This is a genomic window from Cyclobacterium sp. 10D3-21, assembly GCF_055809755.1.
The window spans coordinates 1849563-1871512 of record NZ_CM147924.1 but is presented as its reverse complement, the minus strand read 5'-3'; the positions used below and the strand labels follow the sequence as shown (position 1 = coordinate 1871512).

Annotated in this window: 18 protein-coding genes; 13 read left to right on the top strand and 5 right to left on the bottom strand. The window is 39.3% G+C overall.

Annotated features, from left to right (window positions below):
• Window positions 1–11 precede the first annotated feature (11 nt).
• The gene (locus AC0L7T_RS07670; RefSeq protein WP_473341952.1) at window positions 12–1547 is read left to right on the top strand and encodes an NFACT RNA binding domain-containing protein; all 1536 of its coding nucleotides are present in this window, start codon (window positions 12–14) and stop codon (window positions 1545–1547) included.
• Window positions 1548–1960: 413 nt separating this feature from the next.
• On the opposite strand, the gene pyk is transcribed toward AC0L7T_RS07670, so the two are convergent.
• Together pyk and AC0L7T_RS07660 are read right to left on the bottom strand one after the other, a co-directional pair.
• Window positions 1961–3391 carry a pyruvate kinase gene (gene pyk / locus AC0L7T_RS07665; RefSeq protein WP_473341951.1) on the bottom strand — a complete coding sequence of 477 codons (1431 nt, stop codon included), beginning with the start codon at window positions 3389–3391 and terminating at the stop codon, window positions 1961–1963.
• Between the two features lie 11 nt (window positions 3392–3402).
• The gene (locus tag AC0L7T_RS07660) at window positions 3403–3831 is read right to left on the bottom strand and encodes an IPExxxVDY family protein (RefSeq protein ID WP_473341950.1); all 429 of its coding nucleotides are present in this window, start codon (window positions 3829–3831) and stop codon (window positions 3403–3405) included.
• A 148-nt stretch (window positions 3832–3979) separates the two neighbouring features.
• Here AC0L7T_RS07660 and AC0L7T_RS07655 point away from each other — a divergent pair, with 148 nt between their 5' ends.
• From AC0L7T_RS07655 to AC0L7T_RS07635, 5 genes are read left to right on the top strand one after another with little or no spacing between them, the layout of a single operon-like run.
• Window positions 3980–4216: an acyl carrier protein gene (locus AC0L7T_RS07655; RefSeq protein WP_010855324.1), complete on the top strand. Its 237-nt coding sequence runs from the start codon at window positions 3980–3982 to the stop codon at window positions 4214–4216.
• 19 nt (window positions 4217–4235) lie between these two features.
• A complete protein-coding gene (gene fabF / locus AC0L7T_RS07650; RefSeq protein WP_473341949.1) occupies window positions 4236–5489 on the top strand; it encodes a beta-ketoacyl-ACP synthase II in 1254 nt (417 codons plus the stop codon).
• Between the two features lie 2 nt (window positions 5490–5491).
• Entirely contained in the window at window positions 5492–6235 is a 744-nt protein-coding gene (gene rnc / locus AC0L7T_RS07645; RefSeq protein WP_473341948.1) for a ribonuclease III, read from the top strand.
• Window positions 6236–6273: 38 nt separating this feature from the next.
• The gene (gene nadE, locus AC0L7T_RS07640) at window positions 6274–8130 is read left to right on the top strand and encodes an NAD(+) synthase (RefSeq protein WP_473341947.1); all 1857 of its coding nucleotides are present in this window, start codon (window positions 6274–6276) and stop codon (window positions 8128–8130) included.
• A 32-nt stretch (window positions 8131–8162) separates the two neighbouring features.
• Window positions 8163–9269, top strand: coding sequence for a prolipoprotein diacylglyceryl transferase (locus AC0L7T_RS07635; RefSeq protein ID WP_473341946.1), 1107 nt, complete (start codon window positions 8163–8165; stop codon window positions 9267–9269).
• 1 nt (window position 9270) lies between these two features.
• Here AC0L7T_RS07635 and yidD read toward each other — a convergent pair whose 3' ends face one another.
• The gene (gene yidD / locus AC0L7T_RS07630; RefSeq protein WP_473341945.1) at window positions 9271–9492 is read right to left on the bottom strand and encodes a membrane protein insertion efficiency factor YidD; all 222 of its coding nucleotides are present in this window, start codon (window positions 9490–9492) and stop codon (window positions 9271–9273) included.
• 74 nt (window positions 9493–9566) lie between these two features.
• Between yidD and AC0L7T_RS07625 the strand changes: the two genes are divergently transcribed.
• The 3 genes from AC0L7T_RS07625 to AC0L7T_RS07615 all read left to right on the top strand — a co-directional run bounded on the left by AC0L7T_RS07625 (window position 9567) and on the right by AC0L7T_RS07615 (window position 14031).
• A complete protein-coding gene (locus AC0L7T_RS07625) occupies window positions 9567–11027 on the top strand; it encodes a BamA/TamA family outer membrane protein (protein WP_473341944.1) in 1461 nt (486 codons plus the stop codon).
• A gap of 77 nt (window positions 11028–11104) precedes the next feature.
• The gene (locus tag AC0L7T_RS07620) at window positions 11105–11932 is read left to right on the top strand and encodes a PorV/PorQ family protein (RefSeq protein ID WP_473341942.1); all 828 of its coding nucleotides are present in this window, start codon (window positions 11105–11107) and stop codon (window positions 11930–11932) included.
• Entirely contained in the window at window positions 11929–14031 is a 2103-nt protein-coding gene (locus tag AC0L7T_RS07615; protein WP_473341940.1) for a ComEA family DNA-binding protein, read from the top strand. The genes AC0L7T_RS07620 and AC0L7T_RS07615 overlap by 4 nt, the downstream gene beginning before the upstream one ends.
• 45 nt (window positions 14032–14076) lie before the next feature.
• On the opposite strand, the gene mscL is transcribed toward AC0L7T_RS07615, so the two are convergent.
• Entirely contained in the window at window positions 14077–14496 is a 420-nt protein-coding gene (gene mscL, locus AC0L7T_RS07610; protein ID WP_473341939.1) for a large-conductance mechanosensitive channel protein MscL, read from the bottom strand.
• A gap of 125 nt (window positions 14497–14621) precedes the next feature.
• On the opposite strand from mscL, the gene AC0L7T_RS07605 reads away from it, so the two are divergent.
• Window positions 14622–16682, top strand: coding sequence for a S9 family peptidase (locus AC0L7T_RS07605; RefSeq protein ID WP_473341938.1), 2061 nt, complete (start codon window positions 14622–14624; stop codon window positions 16680–16682).
• A gap of 406 nt (window positions 16683–17088) precedes the next feature.
• Here AC0L7T_RS07605 and AC0L7T_RS07600 read toward each other — a convergent pair whose 3' ends face one another.
• On the bottom strand, window positions 17089–18285 hold the full coding sequence (locus AC0L7T_RS07600) for a DUF4221 family protein (RefSeq protein WP_473341937.1): 1197 nt from the start codon (window positions 18283–18285) through the stop codon (window positions 17089–17091).
• A gap of 466 nt (window positions 18286–18751) precedes the next feature.
• Between AC0L7T_RS07600 and AC0L7T_RS07595 the strand changes: the two genes are divergently transcribed.
• Genes AC0L7T_RS07595 through AC0L7T_RS07585 form a run of 3 tightly spaced genes read left to right on the top strand, consistent with a single transcriptional unit; the run spans window position 18752 to window position 21911 of the window.
• On the top strand, window positions 18752–20179 hold the full coding sequence (locus AC0L7T_RS07595; RefSeq protein ID WP_473341936.1) for a circularly permuted type 2 ATP-grasp protein: 1428 nt from the start codon (window positions 18752–18754) through the stop codon (window positions 20177–20179).
• A gap of 14 nt (window positions 20180–20193) precedes the next feature.
• On the top strand, window positions 20194–21174 hold the full coding sequence (locus AC0L7T_RS07590) for an alpha-E domain-containing protein (RefSeq protein WP_473341935.1): 981 nt from the start codon (window positions 20194–20196) through the stop codon (window positions 21172–21174).
• Window positions 21171–21911, top strand: coding sequence for a proteasome-type protease (locus AC0L7T_RS07585; RefSeq protein ID WP_473341934.1), 741 nt, complete (start codon window positions 21171–21173; stop codon window positions 21909–21911). Before AC0L7T_RS07590 ends, AC0L7T_RS07585 begins: the two co-directional genes overlap by 4 nt.
• Window positions 21912–21950: the final 39 nt, after the last annotated feature.

Sequence of the window (21950 nt, the reverse complement as noted above, 5' to 3'; positions counted from 1 at the left end):
TCTTTAAATTTTTGTGTCCTTCTTTAAATGATGAAATTCTTGGGGGTACAATTTCCGCCTGTTTTTCTCAAAACAAAGAAGAACTTATCATTGAAGTAAACAAACTTGATGGGACGCCCTTTTTCATCAGGGCATTGTTACTCCCTTCCAATACCAGTTTAAGTTTTCCCAAGGATTTTAAAAGAAGCAAAAAAAACAACGTTGATCTATTTCCTGAAATAATTGGCAAAAAAGTAACGGATATCAAATTATTAAATTTTGAAAGGGCCTTTTACATCACCCTGGATGACACGGAGGCCTTATTATTCAAAATGCATGGAAGCAGATCTAACCTATTGTATTTCAAAGATCTAGAAGCCACTCCTTTTACTATTTTCAGAAAAGAGCTTAAAGAAGACATGGCATTGCAAATTCAGGACCTTGAGAAATCTCTACTATTAACTAGGGATAGGTTCTTCGACCTGGAGGGGAATGCTTCTCAATTTCTACCCACATTAGGTAAACTGCCTAGAGCCTGGCTCAAAGAAGCAGGTTATTTGGAAGCCGATATGGAAACCCGGTATACACTGATGGTAGACCTGATGGACATGCTCGAAAGTCCGTTTTTCTCTGTTTTCAGTGAAAACGAAAACTATTTCCTTACCCTCTTGCCTTGTAAGTGTCCTATTGCAAGCACTACTGACCCTTTGGAGGCATGCAACCTATATTTCCAAAAGGCAGTCGTTAGAAAAAATTTCGAAAATGTTAAAAACCAATTGCTTCGAACCCTTACTGAGAAACGTAAAAAAACAATAAATTATATAAATAAAACCAGCCAGAAACTGGAAGGAATGGAAAATGAACCTCCTCCCAGCCAAACGGCAGACATAATCATGGCTAACCTTCACCAGATTCCCCCTGGAACAGAAAAGGTGAGTCTTTTCGATTTTTACGCCAACGAGACAAGGGAGATAGTCTTGAAAAGAGGGTTGAGTCCACAAAGGTTTGCCGAGCAGTTGTACAAAAAAAGTAAAAACAAGAAAATTGAATTTGAACAATTGCGGAAAAACCTGGCGCAAAAAGAAAAGGATCTTGAAGAAATCACTGCAGAAGAAGATTTCCTACATGAATCCGAAGACTTCAAATCAATTAAGTCTCTCATTAAAACCGGAAATAGATTTTCAAAAGTCCAGCCTCAGCTTCAATTACCCTATAAACGATTTGAAACAGAAGGATTTGAGATCTGGGTAGGGAAATCAGCGAAAGCCAATGATGAATTGCTAAGAAGGTATACTTGGAAAGAAGACATCTGGCTCCATGCAAAAGATGTGGCAGGATCACATGTAATCATCAAAACGCAATCAGGAATGTCACCCACCAAACTGGTCTTGGAACGAGCAGCCGCACTGGCGGCGCACTATTCTAAAAACAAAACCGCATCGCTTGCAGCCGTCATGTACACTCCCTGCAAATATGTAAGAAAGGTTAAGGGTTCTCTTCCAGGGGCTGTAAAGGTAGACCGCGAGAAGGTCATTTTAGTAAAGCCTGAAGGGCCGGAGGACATTTAACACCTACTTAACACAGAATCAATATGAGGCTCCTACAAAGGACACCCTGACATTCGTAAATCAACTATCCCTTTCTTGAAAGACCTGTATAAAAAATGGCCACCCAACATATTGGGTAGCCATTTTTTATACAGGTAATTTTTCCATCGAAATGTTTACACATCCCTTATATTTTATCCCGAACTAGACAATAAGCTTTTTTACGGGATGGAATTACGGATTCATCCATCTAATTCGTTCTAGATACAACACTATAATCAATAGCCATGGGTTATTGCCCATGGCTTAGAGATATTTTAGACGAGATTTTGTCAGCATTGTTGCGTAAAAAAAGCAACAATACCGCCAAAATCTCAAGCTTGGTTAACTAACATTACTTTATACCGAGGTCATGGAATCCAGGTTAAAAGGTATCAATCCACCACGTGAATCTTCAACATATTCGTTCTTCCTTTCGCTTTCAGCGGCATACTTGCAGTGTTAATGACAATATCACCCGCAGAAACATGTTTCTCGGATTTTAATCTCTCTTGAATATCCTGGAAGGTACCATCCGTTGAAACCTGACTATCGTAATAATAAGCCCTCACACCCCAAACCAGACTGAGCTGGGTAAGTAATTTTTTATTTCTAGTAAAAATAAAGATACCAGCAGAAGGACGGTGGGAAGAAATCCGTAGTGCCGTAAATCCAGAAGCGGTAATCCCTACAATTGCCTTGGCTTTTACATTTCTAGACAATCTACTTGCCATAAGCAACAAATTATCACTTAAATAGCTCTCTGTATCTTCACGAATTTTATAAAGATTATGATAGATATCTCCATTGACTTCAATGTGATCAATGATACTACTCATGGCTTTAACAGCGGCAATAGGGAATTTACCTGAGGCAGTTTCAGCGGAAAGCATTACCGCATCTGCACCATCCAATACAGCTGTAGCCACATCATTGGTTTCTGCTCTAGTTGGCCTAGGGTTTACAATCATGCTTTCCATCATTTGGGTAGCGATGATTACAGGCTTACAAGCAATTTTACACTTTTCCACCATTCTCTTCTGCCATAACGGAACGATTTCCATAGGGACTTCCACACCCAGGTCACCTCTAGCCACCATAATTGCATCTGTTGCGTTTATGATTTCATCAATATTTTCAAGCGCTTCAGGTTTTTCTATTTTGGCTACAATTTTACAAAATTTACCAGCTTTTGTAATTCTTTCTCTAAGATCAAGAATGTCCTCTGCACTACGTACAAATGACAAGGCAATCCAATCGACTTCATTTTCCAAGCCAAATTCAAGATCAATCAGGTCTTTTTCTGTAAGTGATGGGGCACTAATTTTGGTGTTGGGTAGGTTGATGCCTTTTCTAGATTTCAGTAAACCACCATGTACTACCGTACAATCTACATTTTTACCATCTGTCTTAAGGACGACCAACTCTAAATTTCCATCATCAATCAGGATTCTGTCTCCTTCTTCAACATCGTTTGGCAAATTCTGATAAACAGTACTTACTAAGCGAGCTGTTCCCACCACAGGATCGTTAGTTATGGTTATAGGATCCCCTGGTTTAATTAAAACTTCATTATTTTCAATCTCACCCACTCTAATTTTCGGACCTTGAAGATCTTGCAAAATACCAGAACTAATATTCATGCTTGCGTTCATTTCACGAATGGTTTTGATTACCTCTGCGTGAATACTATGATCGCCATGGGAAAAGTTCAACCTGAAAATATCAGCCCCTGCCATCACAAGCTCTGTAATGGTTTCCTTATTATTACTGGCAGGTCCAATAGTGGCTAAAATTTTGGTTTTATTAAAAATAGGTACTCTCATTTTCTATTTATTTAATATGTTAACAGGTTTTCTTTTGATTTTAACTTTATAGTATCAATTTTCACTATACTATGAATACCTTTTACTATAGAAAGGCCGTCAATATACGTATTTAAATCCACTTCATCTGTAAAGTCCTGGCAGAGTAGAAAGTAATCCATACTTTGAAGTTCAGGTATCAAGTATCTTGAGTGCCCCCCTACCGGATAAGACTTGTTTTTCAATAACTGTATGAATCCATGTTCTTTTTTTATTATAAATTGAGAAATAATTAAATCGGGCTGATTTAAGAATTCCATATGATAATCTTCTGCTTTTTTTAGACTTATTCCCAAAGCACCATTGATCAGCCAAGCCAATTTATAGTCCTTTAAAGGGGCTACAAGGCCTAAAAGATCAAAATCAAAGGTAGTTTCAAAAAGAAGTTTGCTTTTCTTCATTCAGGAAGAATTTAAAAGCTCAAAGGTAAAAATTTTATTCCAACTTCAACCTCTGAGTGAAAGTTCTTAATTTAGTTTGTCATTTTTTTTGACATTAAGGTATATAATAATTTTCTTTGCGGTGTGTTTAAACTAAACTGATCACAAAATGTCTGAAATTGCACAAAAAGTAAAAGCCATTATCGTTGATAAGTTAGGCGTCGAAGAATCTGAAGTTACTCCTGAAGCGAGCTTCACCAATGACCTTGGTGCTGATTCTTTAGATACTGTAGAACTTATTATGGAATTCGAAAAAGAATTCAACATTTCTATTCCGGATGACCAGGCTGAGCAGATCGGCACGGTTGGTCAGGCTGTTAGCTATTTGGAAGCTAACGTAAAATAACCCATACTTAAAATCATTTATGAATTTAAGAAGAGTTGTAGTAACAGGTTTAGGTGCTCTTACACCAATCGGCAATACCGTTCCAGAATTCTGGGACGGTTTGTCGAATGGTGTAAGCGGCGCTGCGCCTATTACCCGTTTTGATGCCTCAAAATTCAAAACCCAATTTGCCTGCGAAGTCAAAAATTTGGATATACTTCAATTTATGGACAGGAAAGAGTCCAGAAAAATTGATCCTTATTCACAATATGCAATGGTAGCCGTAGCGGAAGCCATGCAAGATTCCGGGCTTGACCTTGAAAAGATTGACCTTACAAGAGCCGGAGTAATCTGGGGATCTGGTATAGGTGGATTAAGAACCTTTCAGGATGAAGTCACTGAATTTGCAGGTGGAGACGGAACGCCAAGATTTAACCCCTTTTTCATCCCTAAAATGATAGCTGATATCGCTGCAGGGTTTATTTCCATTAAATATGGATTTCAAGGGCCTAATTTTGCTACCGTTTCAGCTTGTGCCTCAGCTACCAACGCCCTACTGGATGCATTCAATTATATCCGATTGGGAAAAGCCAATATCTTCATTTCTGGAGGATCGGAAGCAGCGGTAACTGAAGCAGGTGTAGGAGGGTTTAACGCTTTGAAGGCATTGTCTCAAAGAAATGATGACCCAAAGACTGCCTCCAGACCTTTTGATAAGGACAGGGATGGTTTCGTTCTTGGGGAAGGAGCTGGTGCATTGATTTTGGAAGAGTACGAACATGCGAAAGCACGTGGTGCCAAAATTTATGCTGAATTGATCGGCGGTGGAATGACAGGCGATGCCTACCACATTACTGCACCTCATCCAGAGGGACGAGGAGCTGCCAATGTGATGAAGTTCGCACTGGAAGACGCCGGTTTACAACCTGAAGCGATTGATTATATTAATGTGCATGGTACTTCTACTCCTCTTGGAGATCTAAGTGAAGTGAAAGCCATTAAAAAAATCTTTGGCGATCATGCGTATAAAATTAATATCAGTAGTACAAAATCCATGACAGGTCACCTTCTGGGAGCTGCCGGTGCTGTAGAAGCCATAGCATCAATTTTGGCTATGAGAAACAGTCTTATTCCGCCTACTATCAATCACTTTACTGATGATGAGGAAGTGGATGAAAAATTGAACCTCACTTATAATAAAGCCCAGAAAAAAGAAGTCAATGTAGTATTGAGTAACACTTTTGGATTTGGAGGGCATAATTGCTCCATCATCTTCAGAAAAATAGAAGAATAAATTTGAAATTACTTCGGTTGCTCAGAATTCAAGAGCTAACTTATAATAAGAAAGATAAAAGGCTTGCTTTCGCTATTAAAAACATAGTGGGTAGCAAGCCTTTAAATTTATCTCTCTACAGACTTGCGTTCAGACACGTTTCTGCATCGAAGGAAATAAAAGCCGGTGTAAAAATAAGTAATGAACGCCTGGAATACCTAGGTGATGCGGTACTAGGCACCATTGTGGCCGAATACCTCTTTCAGAAATTCCCCTATCGTGATGAAGGTTTTTTGACCGAAACAAGGTCTAGAATTGTAAATAGGGAAGCTTTAAACCAAGTAGGACAAAAAATAGGATTGCCTAAAATCGTAGAATCCGAGATGGGCACTAAAGTACCTTATAGCTTCAAATCCTTATATGGCGACACCCTCGAAGCACTTATAGGAGCCATATACCTCGATAGAGGGTATTATTTTTGTAGAAAATTTATCAATAGCAGGTTGATCAATCCATTTTTTGATTTGGATAATATCATTGCTACCACTACTAATTTTAAAAGCAAAATCATTGAGTGGGCACAAAAAGACAATAAAGAAATTGACTTTAATCTAAAATCCGTAGAAGGAAGCCAGCGGTTTAAAGAGTTTAAAGTTGAATTAAATATCAATAGCGAACCTTATTCTGAAGGAAAAGGTGCTACCAAGAAAAAAGCTGAACAAGAAGCCGCTAGAATAGCCTGCGAAAAACTCCAAATAATCTCCTAAACCCAAGCATCCTTATTTCGGTCTCTAAATAAATTATCATGTCTCCATTACTTCTGGCTGGCGCCACTCTCAATCAAACTCCACTGGATTGGGAAGGAAACCTGGACAACATCATCCAATCAATCTCCCTGGCAAAAGAAAAAAAGGTTGACCTTTTGTGCTTTCCGGAACTTTGTATTACTGGTTACGGAAGTGAGGATTTGTTTTTAAGCTATTGGTACCCTAAGAAAGCACTTGAAAAGATTAAAAAGATCCTTCCGCATACCGAGGGAATCAGTGTGTTTGTGGGCCTTCCAATTAGGATTAATAGCCAAGTGTACAATTGTATGGCAGTCTTGGAAAACCAAGAGATCCTAGGCTTTGTACCCAAACAATTTTTAGCGATAGACGGTGTCCATTATGAAGCCAGGTGGTTTACTCCCTGGAAAGCAGGAGCCGAGATTTCCTTTGAATGTTTTGATTCCAAATATCCTTTTGGGGATATCATCTTTGAGAAAAATGGCCATAAATATGGGTTTGAAATCTGTGAAGATGCCTGGAGAAGTAGCAGCAGACCTGGATACCGGTTAAAAGAACGTGGTGTAGACATTATATTTAATCCCAGTGCCAGCCACTTTGCCATGGGTAAAAGTGAGCAAAGAGAAATATTAGTTAAAGAAAGCTCAATTGACCTGGGCGTTGCCTACCTCTATGTTAATTTACTGGGCAATGAAAGTGGGAGAATGATATTTGATGGGGAAATACTTTATTCCGAACAAGGAAAGTGTTTGGTAAAAAACAAGTTACTTTCCTTTCAATCTTATCAGTTGGTTACGGTAGCTTACCCTGCTCAAGATCAGAAACCCATAAAACTAGAACATAGTTTACAAACCAAAAATGAGGAATTTATGGCAGCCTCCACTTTGGCGCTCTTTGACTACCTTAGAAAAAGCAGAAGTAGGGGTTTTGTCCTCTCACTTAGTGGCGGAGCCGATTCATCCACTATAGCCATACTTGTGGCCGACATGGTGAAAAGGGGAGTAAACGGTCTTGGAACAACCCTATTTTTGGAGAAAATTCATAGAGCGTCAGACATTGCCCCAGAAAGCAGCATTCAGGAAATTACCGAAAAACTATTCACTACAGCTTACCAGGGAACAAAAAACTCGTCTGAAGCAACCCTCAATAGTGCCCGCAATCTGGCGAAAAGTTTGGGTGCTACTTTTCACCATTGGACAATCGACGAGGAAGTAAACTCTTACACCAAAAAAATCGAAAATGCCTTGGGTAGAAAACTTACCTGGGAGCAAGATGACATCGCCCTTCAAAACATCCAGGCAAGGGCAAGATCCCCCATCATCTGGATGTTGACGAATATCAAAAACTACCTACTTCTAAGCACTTCCAACCGAAGTGAAGGGGACTTGGGCTATGCCACGATGGATGGGGATACCAGCGGCAGTATTTCGCCAATCGCAGCGGTGAGTAAAGACTTTATCCTGCAATGGCTACGATGGGCAGAAAAGGAAAAAGGCTATGATGGATTAAAGGAAGTCAATGCCCTGCAACCTACTGCAGAATTAAGACCTCAGGAGCAGAGTCAAACCGACGAAGAAGACCTTATGCCCTACCCTATCATTTCTGCCATTGAGAAATTAGCCATAAGGGACAAGAGGTCTCCAATGGATGTATACCTGATTTTGAAAGAAGAAATATCTCTTGAACCATCTCTTTTAAAAGGTTACATTGCCAAATTCTTTAGGCTGTGGTCAATCAATCAGTGGAAAAGAGAACGCCTGGCAGTCTCTTTTCATTTGGATGAATTTAATGTAGACCCAAAGACCTGGTACCGTTTCCCTGTACTTTCCGGAGGGTATCGGGAAGAGTTGGCACTAATGGAAACCCTTGAAGAATAAATCAACGACAATCATCAAAAACATAATAACCCATGATCAATAGTATTTTGTATTACGTCGTATGGAGTCCAAACCCTTCGATTTTTTCAGGATTTGACAGGTTACGCTGGTACAGCCTGCTTTTTGCATTAGGCTTTATTATCTCCCAACAGTTCATGATCCATTTCTTTAAAAAAGAAGGTCATGATGAAAATTTGGTGGACAAATTGACAATTTACATGGTGTTCGCTACCATCATTGGTGCCAGACTAGGCCACGTTTTATTTTATGAGCCGGAGCGGTACCTGAGCAATCCCATAGACATTTTGAAGGTATGGGAAGGAGGCCTGGCGAGCCATGGCGCAGCCATCGTTATCCCTATTGCTATATGGCTTTATGTCAGAAAAACGCCCGGCCAATCCTATTTATGGGTTGTAGATAGAGTTGTTATCGTAATCGCCTTGACCGGAGCTTTGATTCGTTTCGGTAACTTGATGAATTCTGAAATTGGTGGTAAGGCCACAGGTACAGACAGCGGATTTGTCTTTGCTCGAGATACGGAAGAAATTCTGAATACCATGAAACTTCCAATAACTTCTATCAAAGCCTATAAGCCAGCTGACCGACAAAGTGGACTTACCGGAACAGGACGTGTCCCCGTCAATTTTGATATTGAAATCGATAAGGGAGGCTTTGATGAAGAAAATCTAAGAGCTGTTCTTGAAAGAGATGTTAAGTATGCACTGACCCGATTCAATAGCTCAAAAAAATACATGTCTGAGGATCCTGAAAAACCTTTGGACCTGGAGATCAAAGATCAGGGTGATCATTACCTGGCGGTGGTAAAAACATTTGGCCAAGCCAAATACCCCACCCAAATTTATGAATCACTCACTTATTTATTGATTTTCATCTTGCTATTTCTTGGGTGGACCAAGTATAAATCTAAATTACCCGAAGGGCTATACCTGGGATTATTTCTTATTTCCGTTTTCGGAATGCGGTTTTTCTGGGAGTTTTTCAAGGAAAACCAAGTGGACTTTGAGGACAACCTTACCTTAAACATGGGACAAACGCTAAGTATTCCTTTGGTCCTTATCGGTCTTGGGTTTGTTGTTTATTCATTAACGAATAAAAAGAAAAAATCCATCGAAAACTAATTCAAGGGACAGGGTCATGGCCCTGTCCTCCCCACGGGTGACATCTACCTATTCGCTTGATTCCCATCCATCCTCCTTTTAAAACACCATGTTTCATAATCGCTTCTTTGGCGTATTGACTACAAGTAGGATAGTACCTACAGGACCTCGGAATCAAAGGAGAAATAGCATATTGATAAATCAAAATGGGAAATACAGCAATTTTTTTCACTATTTTCTTCACTTTTTCGTATTTACAGTAAACAAGCTTATTTTTAAAAATAAAGTTCTGTTTCTAAAATCAAAATTAAGATTCAATTGAAGCTAAAACCGCTATTTTACCGGCTCTTACTCCTTATTTGCATTCTGGAAACAGGTGTTGGCAAAGCCCTGTATGCCCAGAATAGCGACTCCCTTAATGTCACTTCAGAGGAAGTAGAAACGCCTAAGCAAGTCACTGTCAATAACATCTTTATCGTTGGAAACGAAAAAACCCGTAAAAACATTATTTTACGGGAAATGGATATTGCTGAAAACATGACCTACAATTGGGAGGAATTTGTAGCTCTTGTAGCAGCTGACCAAAAAAAAATATACAACCTTCAACTTTTCACAACCGCAACTGTGACGCCCCTTTTTGTAGGAGAAGAGCAGGTTGAAATTTTGGTTTCTCTGAAAGAAAGATGGTACATTTTACCTAGTATAATCTTTAATTTGGCTGACAGGAACTTCTCTGAATGGTATTCCAATCAAAACAGGGATTTTTCGAGGGTGAACTATGGGGTAAAATTAGACCATAATAATATTGGCGGAAGAAACGAAAAACTCAGGGTAATCGGCCAGATAGGTTTTACTCAAGCCATTCTTCTGAATTATACCATTCCTTATTTTGACAAAAATCAACTTCATGGACTGGCAGCTAAATTTAATTTTTACACAAATAAAAACATACCCGTAAGGTCAATTGGCAACAAGCAATATTTCTTCAGGAATGCAGATGAAGAAATTCTACGAAAAACACTCAATGCCTCCCTCACCTATAGTTTTAGAGGAAGTTTTTATAACTCTCATTATTTCACAGCAGGCTATCAGAAAACCCAAATTCATGAGGATGTAATAATTGAAAACCCCAATTACTTCACATACGAGGGCCAAAAACTACAGTATTTCCTGGCTTCTTACCGTTATCGTCATGACAATCGGGACAATGTAGCCTATGCTACCCAAGGAACTTTATTGGATGCTAGCCTAACCAAATACGGTCTGTTTGGGAATGATGATATCAATGAGCTGGAATTTAGCATTATGGCTAGCACTTACAAAAGGCTAGGCGATAAATCTCACTTTGCCACAGGCATTTCCGGTTCTGCCTTCTTTAGTGATCATCAACCGTATACCCTAGTCCGTGGTATTGGCTATAAACCGGACTTTATAAGGGGCTATGAGCTCAACGTTATCGAAGGCCAACAATTGATTGTCCATAAAAACAGTTTGCGCTATGAGTTGTTAAATGTAGCCTATGACATTTCTGATTTTATGCCCATAGATGAATTTTCAGTTTTCCCCCTTAAGCTATACCTCAGTGCCAATTTTGACCATGGATACGTAAGAGATGCCAATCGATTACCCCAGAATGCAGCCCTTACTAACAAATACCTGACAGGATATGGCATGGGTTTGGACCTTATAGGAATGTATGACGCTGTTTTCAGATTTGAATATTCGGTGAATAATATGGGTACAGGGAGCTTCTTTATCAATGTAAAAGCTCCTATATAATCCGTTTTTTGTTTCTTCAATACATTTTATTGTAGTATATTCAAGTAATACTTTCTTTTTTTCCTTTTTTTTTGATTATGGAGAAATGGGTACTACTTGGTATATTAATGCTTTTTTCGGGGCTAATCTGGTCCCAAAACAGCATGGATCATTTTCCAAAAGGTGCTCAAAGTATAGGGCTAGGAAATGCAAGCGTTACTTTAAGTGATCCATGGGCAATTTTTAACAATATAGGAGCGCTGGGAAAAGCACCCGCTGAAATATTAGCCATAGCGGGATACGATCACAGACTTGGACTCAACGAACTGACCACACTTGCTGCTGGCATAACGCTCCCTACCGAGAAATTAGGGACGATAGGAATTGGCTTTTCCAATTACGGTGGAGACCTTTTTAACCAACAACAAGTAGGCTTGGGATTGGCAAAGCAACTTGGTTTGGCCAGCTTAGGGATGAAAATCAATTATTTCCAGACAAATATTGAAGGCTATGGAAGAAGCGCCAGACCTGTGCTCGAACTTGGAGGAACAGCTGAACTCATTCCAGGTTTGTTTTTTGGTGCGCATGTATACAATATTACCCGAGCGGCTATAAGCAAAGCCAATTTAGATTATTTACCGACGATCGTTAAGGCAGGCATATCTTACCGACCATCCAATAACTTGATGGTCAATATTGAAACGGAGAAAGAATTGTTTTCTCCTCCCCAATTTAAAGCGGGTATCGCTTATAGCTTTGAAGAAAAATTCTGGGCACGAACAGGCATCAACAGCCAACCTAACAATCTGTATTTTGGTATAGGTTTTAGGCCTAGAAGGTTTCAGGTAGATTATGCCATGAGTCGCAATTATCTATTGGGATTTACGCATCATTTTTCTTTAAACTATAACCTTAAAGCACCTTGAAGTGCCGATTTGTCATCGGCCTTGCCTTGTACCTGGTATCCTTTGCGCTTTTTGCACAACGAACACCACAAAAAGAGCTCGATATAGAAGCATTCGTAGAAGAGCGGTTTGCCATGCAGGAAGAAGACATACCTTACGAAGACCTGTATGAAAGCCTTCTCCAACTTTATTTCCAGCCTTTGGACTTACAAATAGCCTCAAGTACCGAGCTTCAATCCTTGTACATTCTTAGCCCCCTACAAATCAAATCTTTTATTGACTACAGAAATCAATTTGGAAAGTTTTCTTCCATTTACGAGCTGCAGGCCATCCCTGAATGGAATTTAGAAACCATTGATAACATTTTGCCATTTGTGGTAATCAATTCCACTCACCCCAATCAAAGCACCCCAGGACTAAAGCGCATCTCAAAAGCAGAGAATGCCTATTTGCTCTTTCGCCAAAGAAGGGTGTGGCAAACAAGAAAAGGCTTCACTTCACCAGATACTTTAAGCAATGGAGACCTGAGTAACCGGTATGTGGGAGACCCCAATGATTTTTACATGAGATTCCGACTACAGCAACCAGCGGATTTTAGTCTTGGTTTGACTTTAGATAAGGATTCAGGAGAAAAATTCACCTGGGACCCGAAAAGCAAACGTTACGGATTCAATTTCCTCTCTTTCCATTACACCCTCTACAATAAAGGCAAACTAAAGGCGCTGTCTCTAGGGGATTACCAATTACAATTTGGTCAAGGCTTGGTTTTCGGTTCGGGATTTTCTGTTGGAAAAGGGGCCGAGACCATCACCACCGTAAAAAGAAGTTCGACTGGTTTAAGACCATACACTTCCGTTATGGAAGCAGGGTTTTTCAGAGGGATAGCGGGAACCTATACATCAGGAAATTTGGAGTGGACCGTCATGCTTTCAAGCACTTCCAGGGATGCCAATTTACAATACATTCAAGACAGTCTTGCCAATGAATATCCCTATTTATCCTCATTGGTTTTATCCGGCCTTCACCGGACAATAGGCGAGATAAAGAAAAAAGCGCAGGCAACGGAACAAAATTTAGGACTAAATATGAGTTATCGGCATCCCAACAAATCTTTTCAGTTTGGTACCAACTTCCTTTACACCCAATACAGTCAACCGCTTATTCCATTGGAAAGAATCTACAATCAATTTGAATTCCGGGGAAAGAACAATGTCACCAACAGTCTATATTTTACCTACAATTACCGAAACCATTATTTGTTTGGAGAAACGGCACTATCAAAAAGCGGGGGAATGGGTCATGTAGCGGGGGTTATGAGTAGTCTGAACAGCAAAGTAGATTTCTCGATGATTTGGAGGAAGTATGATCGTAACTTTCATTCACGATATGGTAATGCCTTTTCAGAAGGTACCCGACCGATCAATGAAGAAGGCTTGTATTTAGGGATTCATTTCAAACCCGACCGGAAAATCAGCTGGTCTGCCTATTATGACTACTTTAGATTTCCCTGGATGCGTTTTAGAATGTATGCGCCTTCAATTGGCCACGAATGGCTCAGCAGGATAAAATATCAGCCAAACAAACAATTAATGTTGTTTTTCCAATTTCGGGAAGAGGTAAAGAGTAGAAACGTCCTTTCAGAAAACCAAGTCAGCAGTCAGTACCGGTTGGCGCAGGGAAAAAGACAAAACCTAGTATGGAACCTAACTTACCAACCAAGCCGCTGGTGGCAGGCTAAAACGCGTGTACAGCAAAGTTATTACCACATAGATGGACAAAGATCTAAAGGTTTTGCTATCTCTCAGGATTTATCAGGGGAGACAGGCGCGTGGAGACTCTCAGGAAGAGTTTCACTGTTTGATACGGATGATTATGAAAACAGGCAATACTTGTATGAAAAAAATGTGCTTTGGGCATTTTCTATACCGAATTTCTATGATCAGGGAATACGTATCTATTTTTTAGCGCAGTATAAGCTCAATCGACGGCTTACCTTTTGGGGCAGGTGGGCGAAAACAACCTATACGAACAGGGAGGGTATTGGCTCAGGCTTGCAGGAAATCGAAGGCAACGAGTTAACGGAAACAACTTTTCAGTTAAGGTATCAATTTAACCGGTAAGGGACCTGATTTGTCCCTTACCGGCCAATTTGTTTCTATCAGAAATTATTTGGTTTTAAGCAAGTCTCTGATTTCCTCCAACAATACATCTGTCTTATTAACAGTAGGTGGTGGTGGCGTAGGAGCTGCAGCCTCTTTCTTTTTCATGTTATTAATCATTTTAACGATCATAAAGATGGCAAAAGCTACAATGGCAAAATCTACAGTGAATTGAATAAATGTACCATAATTAATGGTGACCGCAGACATTTCTTGCCCTGCGGGGTCAATATAGCCCTCCTTGAGGACAATTACCAAATCAGTAAAATCAACCCCCCCAAGCAATAAGCCAATAGGTGGCATGATAATATCCTTTACCAGAGAAGAAACGACCTTCCCAAATGCTCCGCCAATGATGACAGCTACAGCTAAATCTACTACATTACCTTTTACGGCAAAATCCTTGAATTCTTTAATCAATCCCATATTTTTGTTGGTTAATGCATTTAAATGGTTTAATATATAATATGAATAACCCTTTCAATATAGGGAAAATTCTATAACTTTTAATAATTAACCGATACACAAAATAAAAGTATATAAAGCAGGGTATGGCCAAACAAAAAAACATAGATCAACCAAAAGCACAAATTATAACCAAAACACTCCAAAATCAAGATTCAACCAGAACTGATGATTATTTTTGGATGAATGATAGAGAAAACCCGGAAGTTCTGGATTACCTTAAAAAAGAAAATGAGTTTAAAGATTTTTGGCTGAAGAAAACTGACACCCTCCAGAAAACACTTTTCAAGGAAATGAAGGGCAGAATAAAGGAAGATGATGCCAGCGTCCCTTATTTTAAAAATGGCTTCTATTACTACAATCGCTTTGAAAAAGGCAAAGAATACCCCATTTATTGTAGAAAGGAAGGAAATCTCGATGCGGAGGAAAAAACGCTCTTGAATATAAATACACTGGCAGAGGGGCATGAATACATGAATGTCAATGCACTAGCAGTAGCGGAAAACAATCAGTTGCTTGCTTATTCTTTTGACAATATTGGTAGACGTATTTATACGATTCATTTTAAGGATTTAATAAGGGGTGAGGTATTGGAGGATCAATTAAAATCCGTCACGGGAAACCTGGCATGGGCAGCGGACAATGCGACCGTTTTTTATACCCAACAGGATCCCATGACCCTTAGGCCAAATAAAATTTTCCGCCACGTCCTGGGCACACCTCAGGAATCAGATGAATTGGTTTATGAAGAAACGGATGAAACCTTTACCGTCGGATTAAAGAAATCAAAATCGAGAAAATTTTTATTCATTGCCAGTCACAGTACGATTTCCTCAGAATACCGTTTTCTACCCCTTGATCAGCCCGACGAAAAATGGAAAGTCATCCAAAGTCGACAAGAAAACCTGGAGTACGATGTGGATCATTATGGAAAGCATTTTATAATTCTTACCAATGCTGACAATGCCAAAAACTTCAAGTTGGTAAGAACACCAATAGAAAAAACAGAGAAAGAGCATTGGGAAGACATCATCCCAACCAGAGAAAATGTTTTTTTAGAGGAATTTGAGGTTTTTAAGCATCATCTGGTGATTGCAAATCGCTTCAATGGACTGCCGAGATTAGAAATAAGGTCTTGGGATGGAGATAAAAAACACACCATAAGAATGGAAGATCCTGCCTACACCGTTTGGATAGGCAACAATCCTGAATTCTATACGGATGTGCTTAGGTATGGCTATAATTCATTGACTACTCCTGCCACTGTTTATGACTACAACATGGACAGCCGGGATAAAACGCTAATGAAGCGTCATGAAGTAGTGGGAGGTCATACCCCTGAGGACTACCAATCTGAACGGGTATGGGCAAGCTCCAAGGACGGAACGGAAATACCTATATCACTGGTCTATAAAAAGGACCTGTTCCATCATAATGGCCAAAACCCTGTTTTGCTTTACGGTTATGGGTCTTATGGACTAAGTTCAGATCCCTATTTTAGCTCCAGTAGATTAAGCTTACTGGATCGAGGCTTTGTATTTGCCATTGCACATATTAGAGGAGGCCAGGAAATGGGCCGGCATTGGTATGAAGAGGGTAAAATGTTAAAGAAAAAAAATACCTTTGACGATTTTATCGCCTGTGGGGAATATTTAATTCAGGAAAAATATGCCCATCCAAAAAAGCTTTTTGCGATGGGAGGAAGTGCTGGAGGACTCTTGGTAGGTGCCGTAATTAACCAGCGACCAGACCTTTTTCATGGAGTTGTTGCAGCCGTACCTTTTGTGGATGTGGTCACAACCATGTTGGACGAAAGCATTCCTTTGACTACCGGAGAATTTAATGAATGGGGAAACCCTAAGGAAAAGCAATATTATGACTATATGCTATCCTACTCTCCATATGACAATGTGAAAAAACAGGATTACCCTCACCTCCTCATTACATCCGGCTTACATGACAGTCAAGTACAGTATTGGGAACCTACCAAATGGGTAGCAAAATTAAGAGCAATGCGCACTAACCAAAACCTTTTACTATTGCATACCAATATGGAGGCGGGTCATGGCGGGGCTTCTGGTCGCTTTAGTGCTTTAAAAGAATTGGCCATGGAATATGCCTTTATTTTATTTCTGGCAGAGAATTAAACGCTAAAGTTTTGGGCATTATGACCCGGATCCGAAAACATGTGAAATTAAGTCGTAATGACGCCAAAATCTTGATCTGCTCCTAATATATTTACCAAGTGCTAACACCCTTGACTATATTATTTCGCCCGTTGAGGCTGGGGAATTCGGAACGATTGAACTTCCCTTACTATATGAGGATTACCGTATCGGCTAAAAGAGTTTGATGGAATTATACAATAGTATTTCTCGACTCAATCAGGAGGTGTTACAATCTCCAAACAGCAACGAAATGGCTGATTTTGAAGCAATTTCAGCACATAATAGATGCCTTGCTTATTTTGAATTAAAGTAGCCTGTTGACTTGTACAACAGGCTATTTATTTTTCAAACCTGTAATTTCCCAAATTGCAGCTAATAATGAGGGTTAATCAATTTCCATTAGCTCGAATAAGGCAAAAGAAAGGTAGTCTTCTTTAAGTTCTGGATTATCAGGGTGGTTTTTAGATAGGTATAAACCCTCTTCGGTTATGAAAACATTGTCAGACAAAAATTCACCTTCATCGAATAAAGTTTCACCAATGACATTTAACTCACTGTCTAAAATTAATAGGGAGAAAAGTTTAGGCAGAAATCTATACTTCATTATTTTCTCTTCACTGGTTACCTCAATTTCCGGATAACAAAATCTATAATAGACGTTTTTGAATTTATCGTAAAGGATACTTTTATAATTCGGTGCGCTTGCATAATATTTATAATGCTCCGCCCTGGAGCCAGTCACGTCGAAGTTCTGAAAGCCATTGATGTATTTACTTTTTGAATGTACTGCTGTTAAGCCAGCCTGCATCGAATCTGAATAGTACACATTAGGGTCAGAATGAAAAGAATAAACCCATCTGTCTTTCCCTTTTGCAAAACTGAAGTCGAAAAGTTTATACCCATCTTCCAAATAGTCATTGGGGTATTTATGATTCAAGAGTTCCGTCTCCCCATTGTTGAGGTTGATGCTATAAGTCAAATGTCTTTTTGACAGTGCCTCATTTGTTATTTCTTTATAATCATCAGCAGGACGGGTTTTCACCACTAAAGCGTCAGCTATAACCACTACTGGAGATGTAAAGTAAGTGGAGTGTACAAATGGAGGGGTATGCATTTCTGGTACTTGAACGGTGATTTTATTCCTGATCGACTGGCTTGTGTCGGTTAAATATATATTTGGACTAAACTGCTGAAAGAGGAATATACTGTCCAGATTGTGAATGTGAAACGAAAAAACCCGACCAACGCCATTGTTTCCTTCAACGGGAAATTTCAATCTTTTATGAAGGGAATTGTCTTCCAAATCATACATCTGTATCTCGTTGGTACGCATGTTAAGATTGAACAACCAATCCTTCGAACCTTGGTAATGGACCAGCTGTGTACTTCTATTTACCGTTAATGAATCAATCGGTATGCTTATCGATTTTGAAGATTTAACCAATTCTTTTGACACTACATACGCACCGGCTTTGTCCAGGTTTTCACCTTTATTACAAGCAGAAACAAATACCAAAAACAGGATCAATCTAGAGAATTTGTATAGGTTTTTCTTTCCTAATGTTTTTTGTCTGCTGCTCATTTTTGGGTTTTAATGAATTTGATGGTGCTATTTTCTGGTTTTGCCCTTTTTGCTTTAAAAAAACAGCTATTAAGCTTCATTTCTAAAATGCCCATACTTGAAAGCAATGAAATTTTAATACAGGAACCTTATAAGGCACAGTTACCAATTTATATAACTGATAATTTAGTGTATACCGTTTGAATTAACAACTTTACCTAAGCGTTTAATTTATAGCTTTCAATCACTCTTCAATTTGGTAATCGATCAGCTTCCCAAGAAGGAAGAAGGTTAACCTGAAACTGGATCCGAACTTTTGGCTGATAATCAAACAGAATATTTAATCAGTCATACCCCGCAACCAAAGTACATTTTTCTTAAATATTAATAACAGCCTCCAATTATTTGCATAATTAAAATATAATACCTAATTTTTATAACTTCTATAATTCATAAGTCATTAATCCAACTGTTTTAATTAGGCAAAATGAAGGTAAACCACGAATCCCAACATTCTTTTTATGATGAGATGTATGATGAACATCAGACATTGCGTGAACACTACTCCAGTTTCGGAGCATTTATTGAAAACACTTCGGCCAAAAAACTTAACCAATTGCAATACTCTGCAGACAAGGCCCAGATGGCCATGGGGATGACTTTTAATGTCTACCATGACAAGGAGGGTTCGGAAAAAATTCTGCATTTAGACATAATTCCCCGAATTATTCCAGGAAACGATTGGAATAAAATAAACGAAGGGCTCAAGCAAAGGATTACTGCGTTAAATCTCTTTTTACAAGACATTTACAATGACCAAAAGATCCTCAAAGACAAAGTAGTTCCTTCAGATTTGATTTTGGGAAGTAAAGATTTCCTGAAACCATGTATGGGTTTGACTCCTCCAAAAGGTATTTGGTGTCACATTACAGGCACAGATCTGGTTAGGGACAATAATGGGGAGTTTTATATTTTGGAAGACAATTTGCGCTGCCCTTCAGGTGTCTCCTATATGCTAGAGAGCCGTGAAATCATTAAGCGGGCTTATCCAGACTTGTTTAACAAACTGGGTGTAAGGCCTGTGTCGGATTATCCTGCAAAACTATTGGAGATGTTGCAGTTTCTGTCTGACAAGCCCAAGCCCAAAATAGGAGTACTTACTCCGGGAGTTTATAATTCCGCCTATTTTGAACATTCATACTTGGCCCAGCAAATGGGAGTGGAGTTGGTTTCAGGCCTGGATTTAATCGTGAAGGACAATAAAGTGTACATGCAGACCACCAAAGGTTTGGAACAAATAGACGTCCTATATAGAAGAATAGACGATACTTTTCTCGACCCACAGGCTTTCAATCCCAACTCAATGCTGGGTGTCCCTGGTCTTTTTGAAGCTTATAAGGCCGGCAATATAGCACTTGCCAATGCTCCAGGAACAGGCGTGGCAGATGATAAGGCGGTATATGCCTATGTACCCAAAATAATAAAATACTACCTCGATCAGGATCCTATCCTTCACAACGTACCAACTTTCCTTTGCAGGGAAGAGAAAGATAGAAACCATGTTATTGAAAACATTGCTGATTTGGTGGTAAAGGAAACCAATGCCGCCGGAGGTTATGGCATGATGATAGGGCCTAAAGCTGATGCTGAAGAACATGAAAAATTCAGACAATTGGTCAAGTCAAACCCTAACAATTACATCGCCCAACCTACACTTTCACTTTCCACTGTGCCGTCCATTGTAGATAATAAAACCATAGAAGGGAGGCATGTGGATTTAAGGCCTTATATCTTGTATGGCAATGAGGTAGAAGTAATTCCGGGTGCCCTTACCAGGGTCGCATTAAAAAAAGGTTCTCTCGTAGTCAATAGTTCTCAAGGTGGCGGAAGCAAAGACACCTGGGTATTGTATTAAAATAAACAAACGATATGTTAAGTAGAGTTGCAAATTCAATTTACTGGCTGGGGAGATACATGGAGCGGACTGAAAATTATGCCCGATTCATCAATGTTAATTTCAACTTAATGTTGGATTTACCCCCTGACCTAAAGGAACAATGGGAGCCTTTAATTATGGCCACAGGAGACCATGAGCTTTATAAATCTCGAAACCTGGATTACAATATGCAGGAAGTCATTTTTTTCCTGGCCTTTGATCAATCTAACCCGAATTCTATTATTTCTTCAATCTCCAAAGCCAGAGAGAATGCAAGAATGATAAGGGAAAACCTCACCAAGGAAACCTGGGAAAAATTAAATGAAACCTACCATTTTGTAAATAAAGCTTCTGATGGAAAAATCTGGAAAAAAGATGATCCCAGAGATTTTTTTGAAGAGGTAAAATCCCAGATTTTGCTCCTGTATGGGTTGGCTGACAATACGGTGGCACGCACGGAGGGCTGGTATTTTAGGCAGTTGGGTCAGTATTTGGAGAGAGCAGACAAAACCTCCCGAATCCTGGATGTTAAATACCACATCTTACTCCCTTCCCCTAATGAAGTGGGTTCCCCTCTGGATTTTCTGCATTGGATGGCTTTGCTAAAATCTGTTACCGCTTTCAACACCTATAGAAGGCTCTATGGCAATATTTCACCTTCAGGAGTAGTGGAGTTTTTATTACTGAATAAATACTTTCCCCGGTCTGTTTTCTTTTGTTTGAAAGAAGCCGAACAATGCCTTTATAAGATTTCAGGAGCCAATAGTGACGGATATTCAAACAGTGCGGAGAAAGAAATGGGTGAGCTACGTTCTAAGCTAGAGTATGATGATGTCAACGACATTATTTCCAGCGGTTTACATGAATACATCGAACACCTTCAAATCAAAATTAATAATATATCAAATAAAATAAACGACAATTATTTCCAAATAAAAGATAACTTTGCCTCCCAAACCATGGGACAAGAATGACATTTTGCATTGGAATAAAGACAAAAGACGGAATTGTAGGCTTATCTGATACCAGAATCACTTCAGGTAATGACACTACCACTTCGAAGAAAGTATATACAGTAAATAGAAGAAACCATTCTTTCTTTATTATGACCTCTGGTCTTCGCTCCGTAAGAGACAAAGCCATTACTTATTTTGGAGAATTAATTGAAAAAAATGATTCTTCTTATGACAAGCTTTATAAGGCTGTCAATGGGTTTGCTGATCAGGTAAAACGTGTTGCAGGAGAGGATATGGCCTCATTGGAAAATTCTGGATTTTCCTTCAACTTGTTTTCCATCATCGGCGGTCAACTTGAAGAAGACAAGGAACCAAAGCTCTATTTACTTTATCCTCAGGGAAATTGGATAGAAATCCGACAAGGAACACCTTTCGTCATTATTGGCAACACTGGGTTTGGTAACCCTGTATTGAGAAGGTCTCTCAAATATGATGAACCGCTGTTACTCGCTTTAAAAAGTGCCTTTCTGGCTTTTGATGCTACTAGAATCAGCTCAAATGATGTTGACTACCCAATAGATACCGTAGTTTTAGAAAACGACAGTTACAATATAGTAGAAAACCGATTTGAACAGCATGAATTAAATCATTTATCTGAAATTTGGAACGATTCACTAAAAGAAGCTATCCATAATCTTCCGGCAGATATCCTGGAAAAGGCTTTCTCCCGCAAAGAGTTTTTGAAAAGTGACTAAGGAAGCTTAAATATTGTTGTCTTTTCTAATTAAAACCAA

Coding starts and splice junctions, on each gene's coding strand:
- pyk (WP_473341951.1), bottom strand. CDS start 3,391: ATGAGAGTACCTATTTTTAATAAAACCAAAATTTTAGCCACTATTGGA.
- AC0L7T_RS07660 (WP_473341950.1), bottom strand. CDS start 3,831: ATGAAGAAAAGCAAACTTCTTTTTGAAACTACCTTTGATTTTGATCTT.
- AC0L7T_RS07655 (WP_010855324.1), top strand. CDS start 3,980: ATGTCTGAAATTGCACAAAAAGTAAAAGCCATTATCGTTGATAAGTTA.
- fabF (WP_473341949.1), top strand. CDS start 4,236: ATGAATTTAAGAAGAGTTGTAGTAACAGGTTTAGGTGCTCTTACACCA.
- nadE (WP_473341947.1), top strand. CDS start 6,274: ATGTCTCCATTACTTCTGGCTGGCGCCACTCTCAATCAAACTCCACTG.
- AC0L7T_RS07635 (WP_473341946.1), top strand. CDS start 8,163: ATGATCAATAGTATTTTGTATTACGTCGTATGGAGTCCAAACCCTTCG.
- AC0L7T_RS07620 (WP_473341942.1), top strand. CDS start 11,105: ATGGAGAAATGGGTACTACTTGGTATATTAATGCTTTTTTCGGGGCTA.
- mscL (WP_473341939.1), bottom strand. CDS start 14,496: ATGGGATTGATTAAAGAATTCAAGGATTTTGCCGTAAAAGGTAATGTA.
- AC0L7T_RS07605 (WP_473341938.1), top strand. CDS start 14,622: ATGGCCAAACAAAAAAACATAGATCAACCAAAAGCACAAATTATAACC.
- AC0L7T_RS07600 (WP_473341937.1), bottom strand. CDS start 18,285: ATGAGCAGCAGACAAAAAACATTAGGAAAGAAAAACCTATACAAATTC.
- AC0L7T_RS07595 (WP_473341936.1), top strand. CDS start 18,752: ATGAAGGTAAACCACGAATCCCAACATTCTTTTTATGATGAGATGTAT.
- AC0L7T_RS07590 (WP_473341935.1), top strand. CDS start 20,194: ATGTTAAGTAGAGTTGCAAATTCAATTTACTGGCTGGGGAGATACATG.
- AC0L7T_RS07585 (WP_473341934.1), top strand. CDS start 21,171: ATGACATTTTGCATTGGAATAAAGACAAAAGACGGAATTGTAGGCTTA.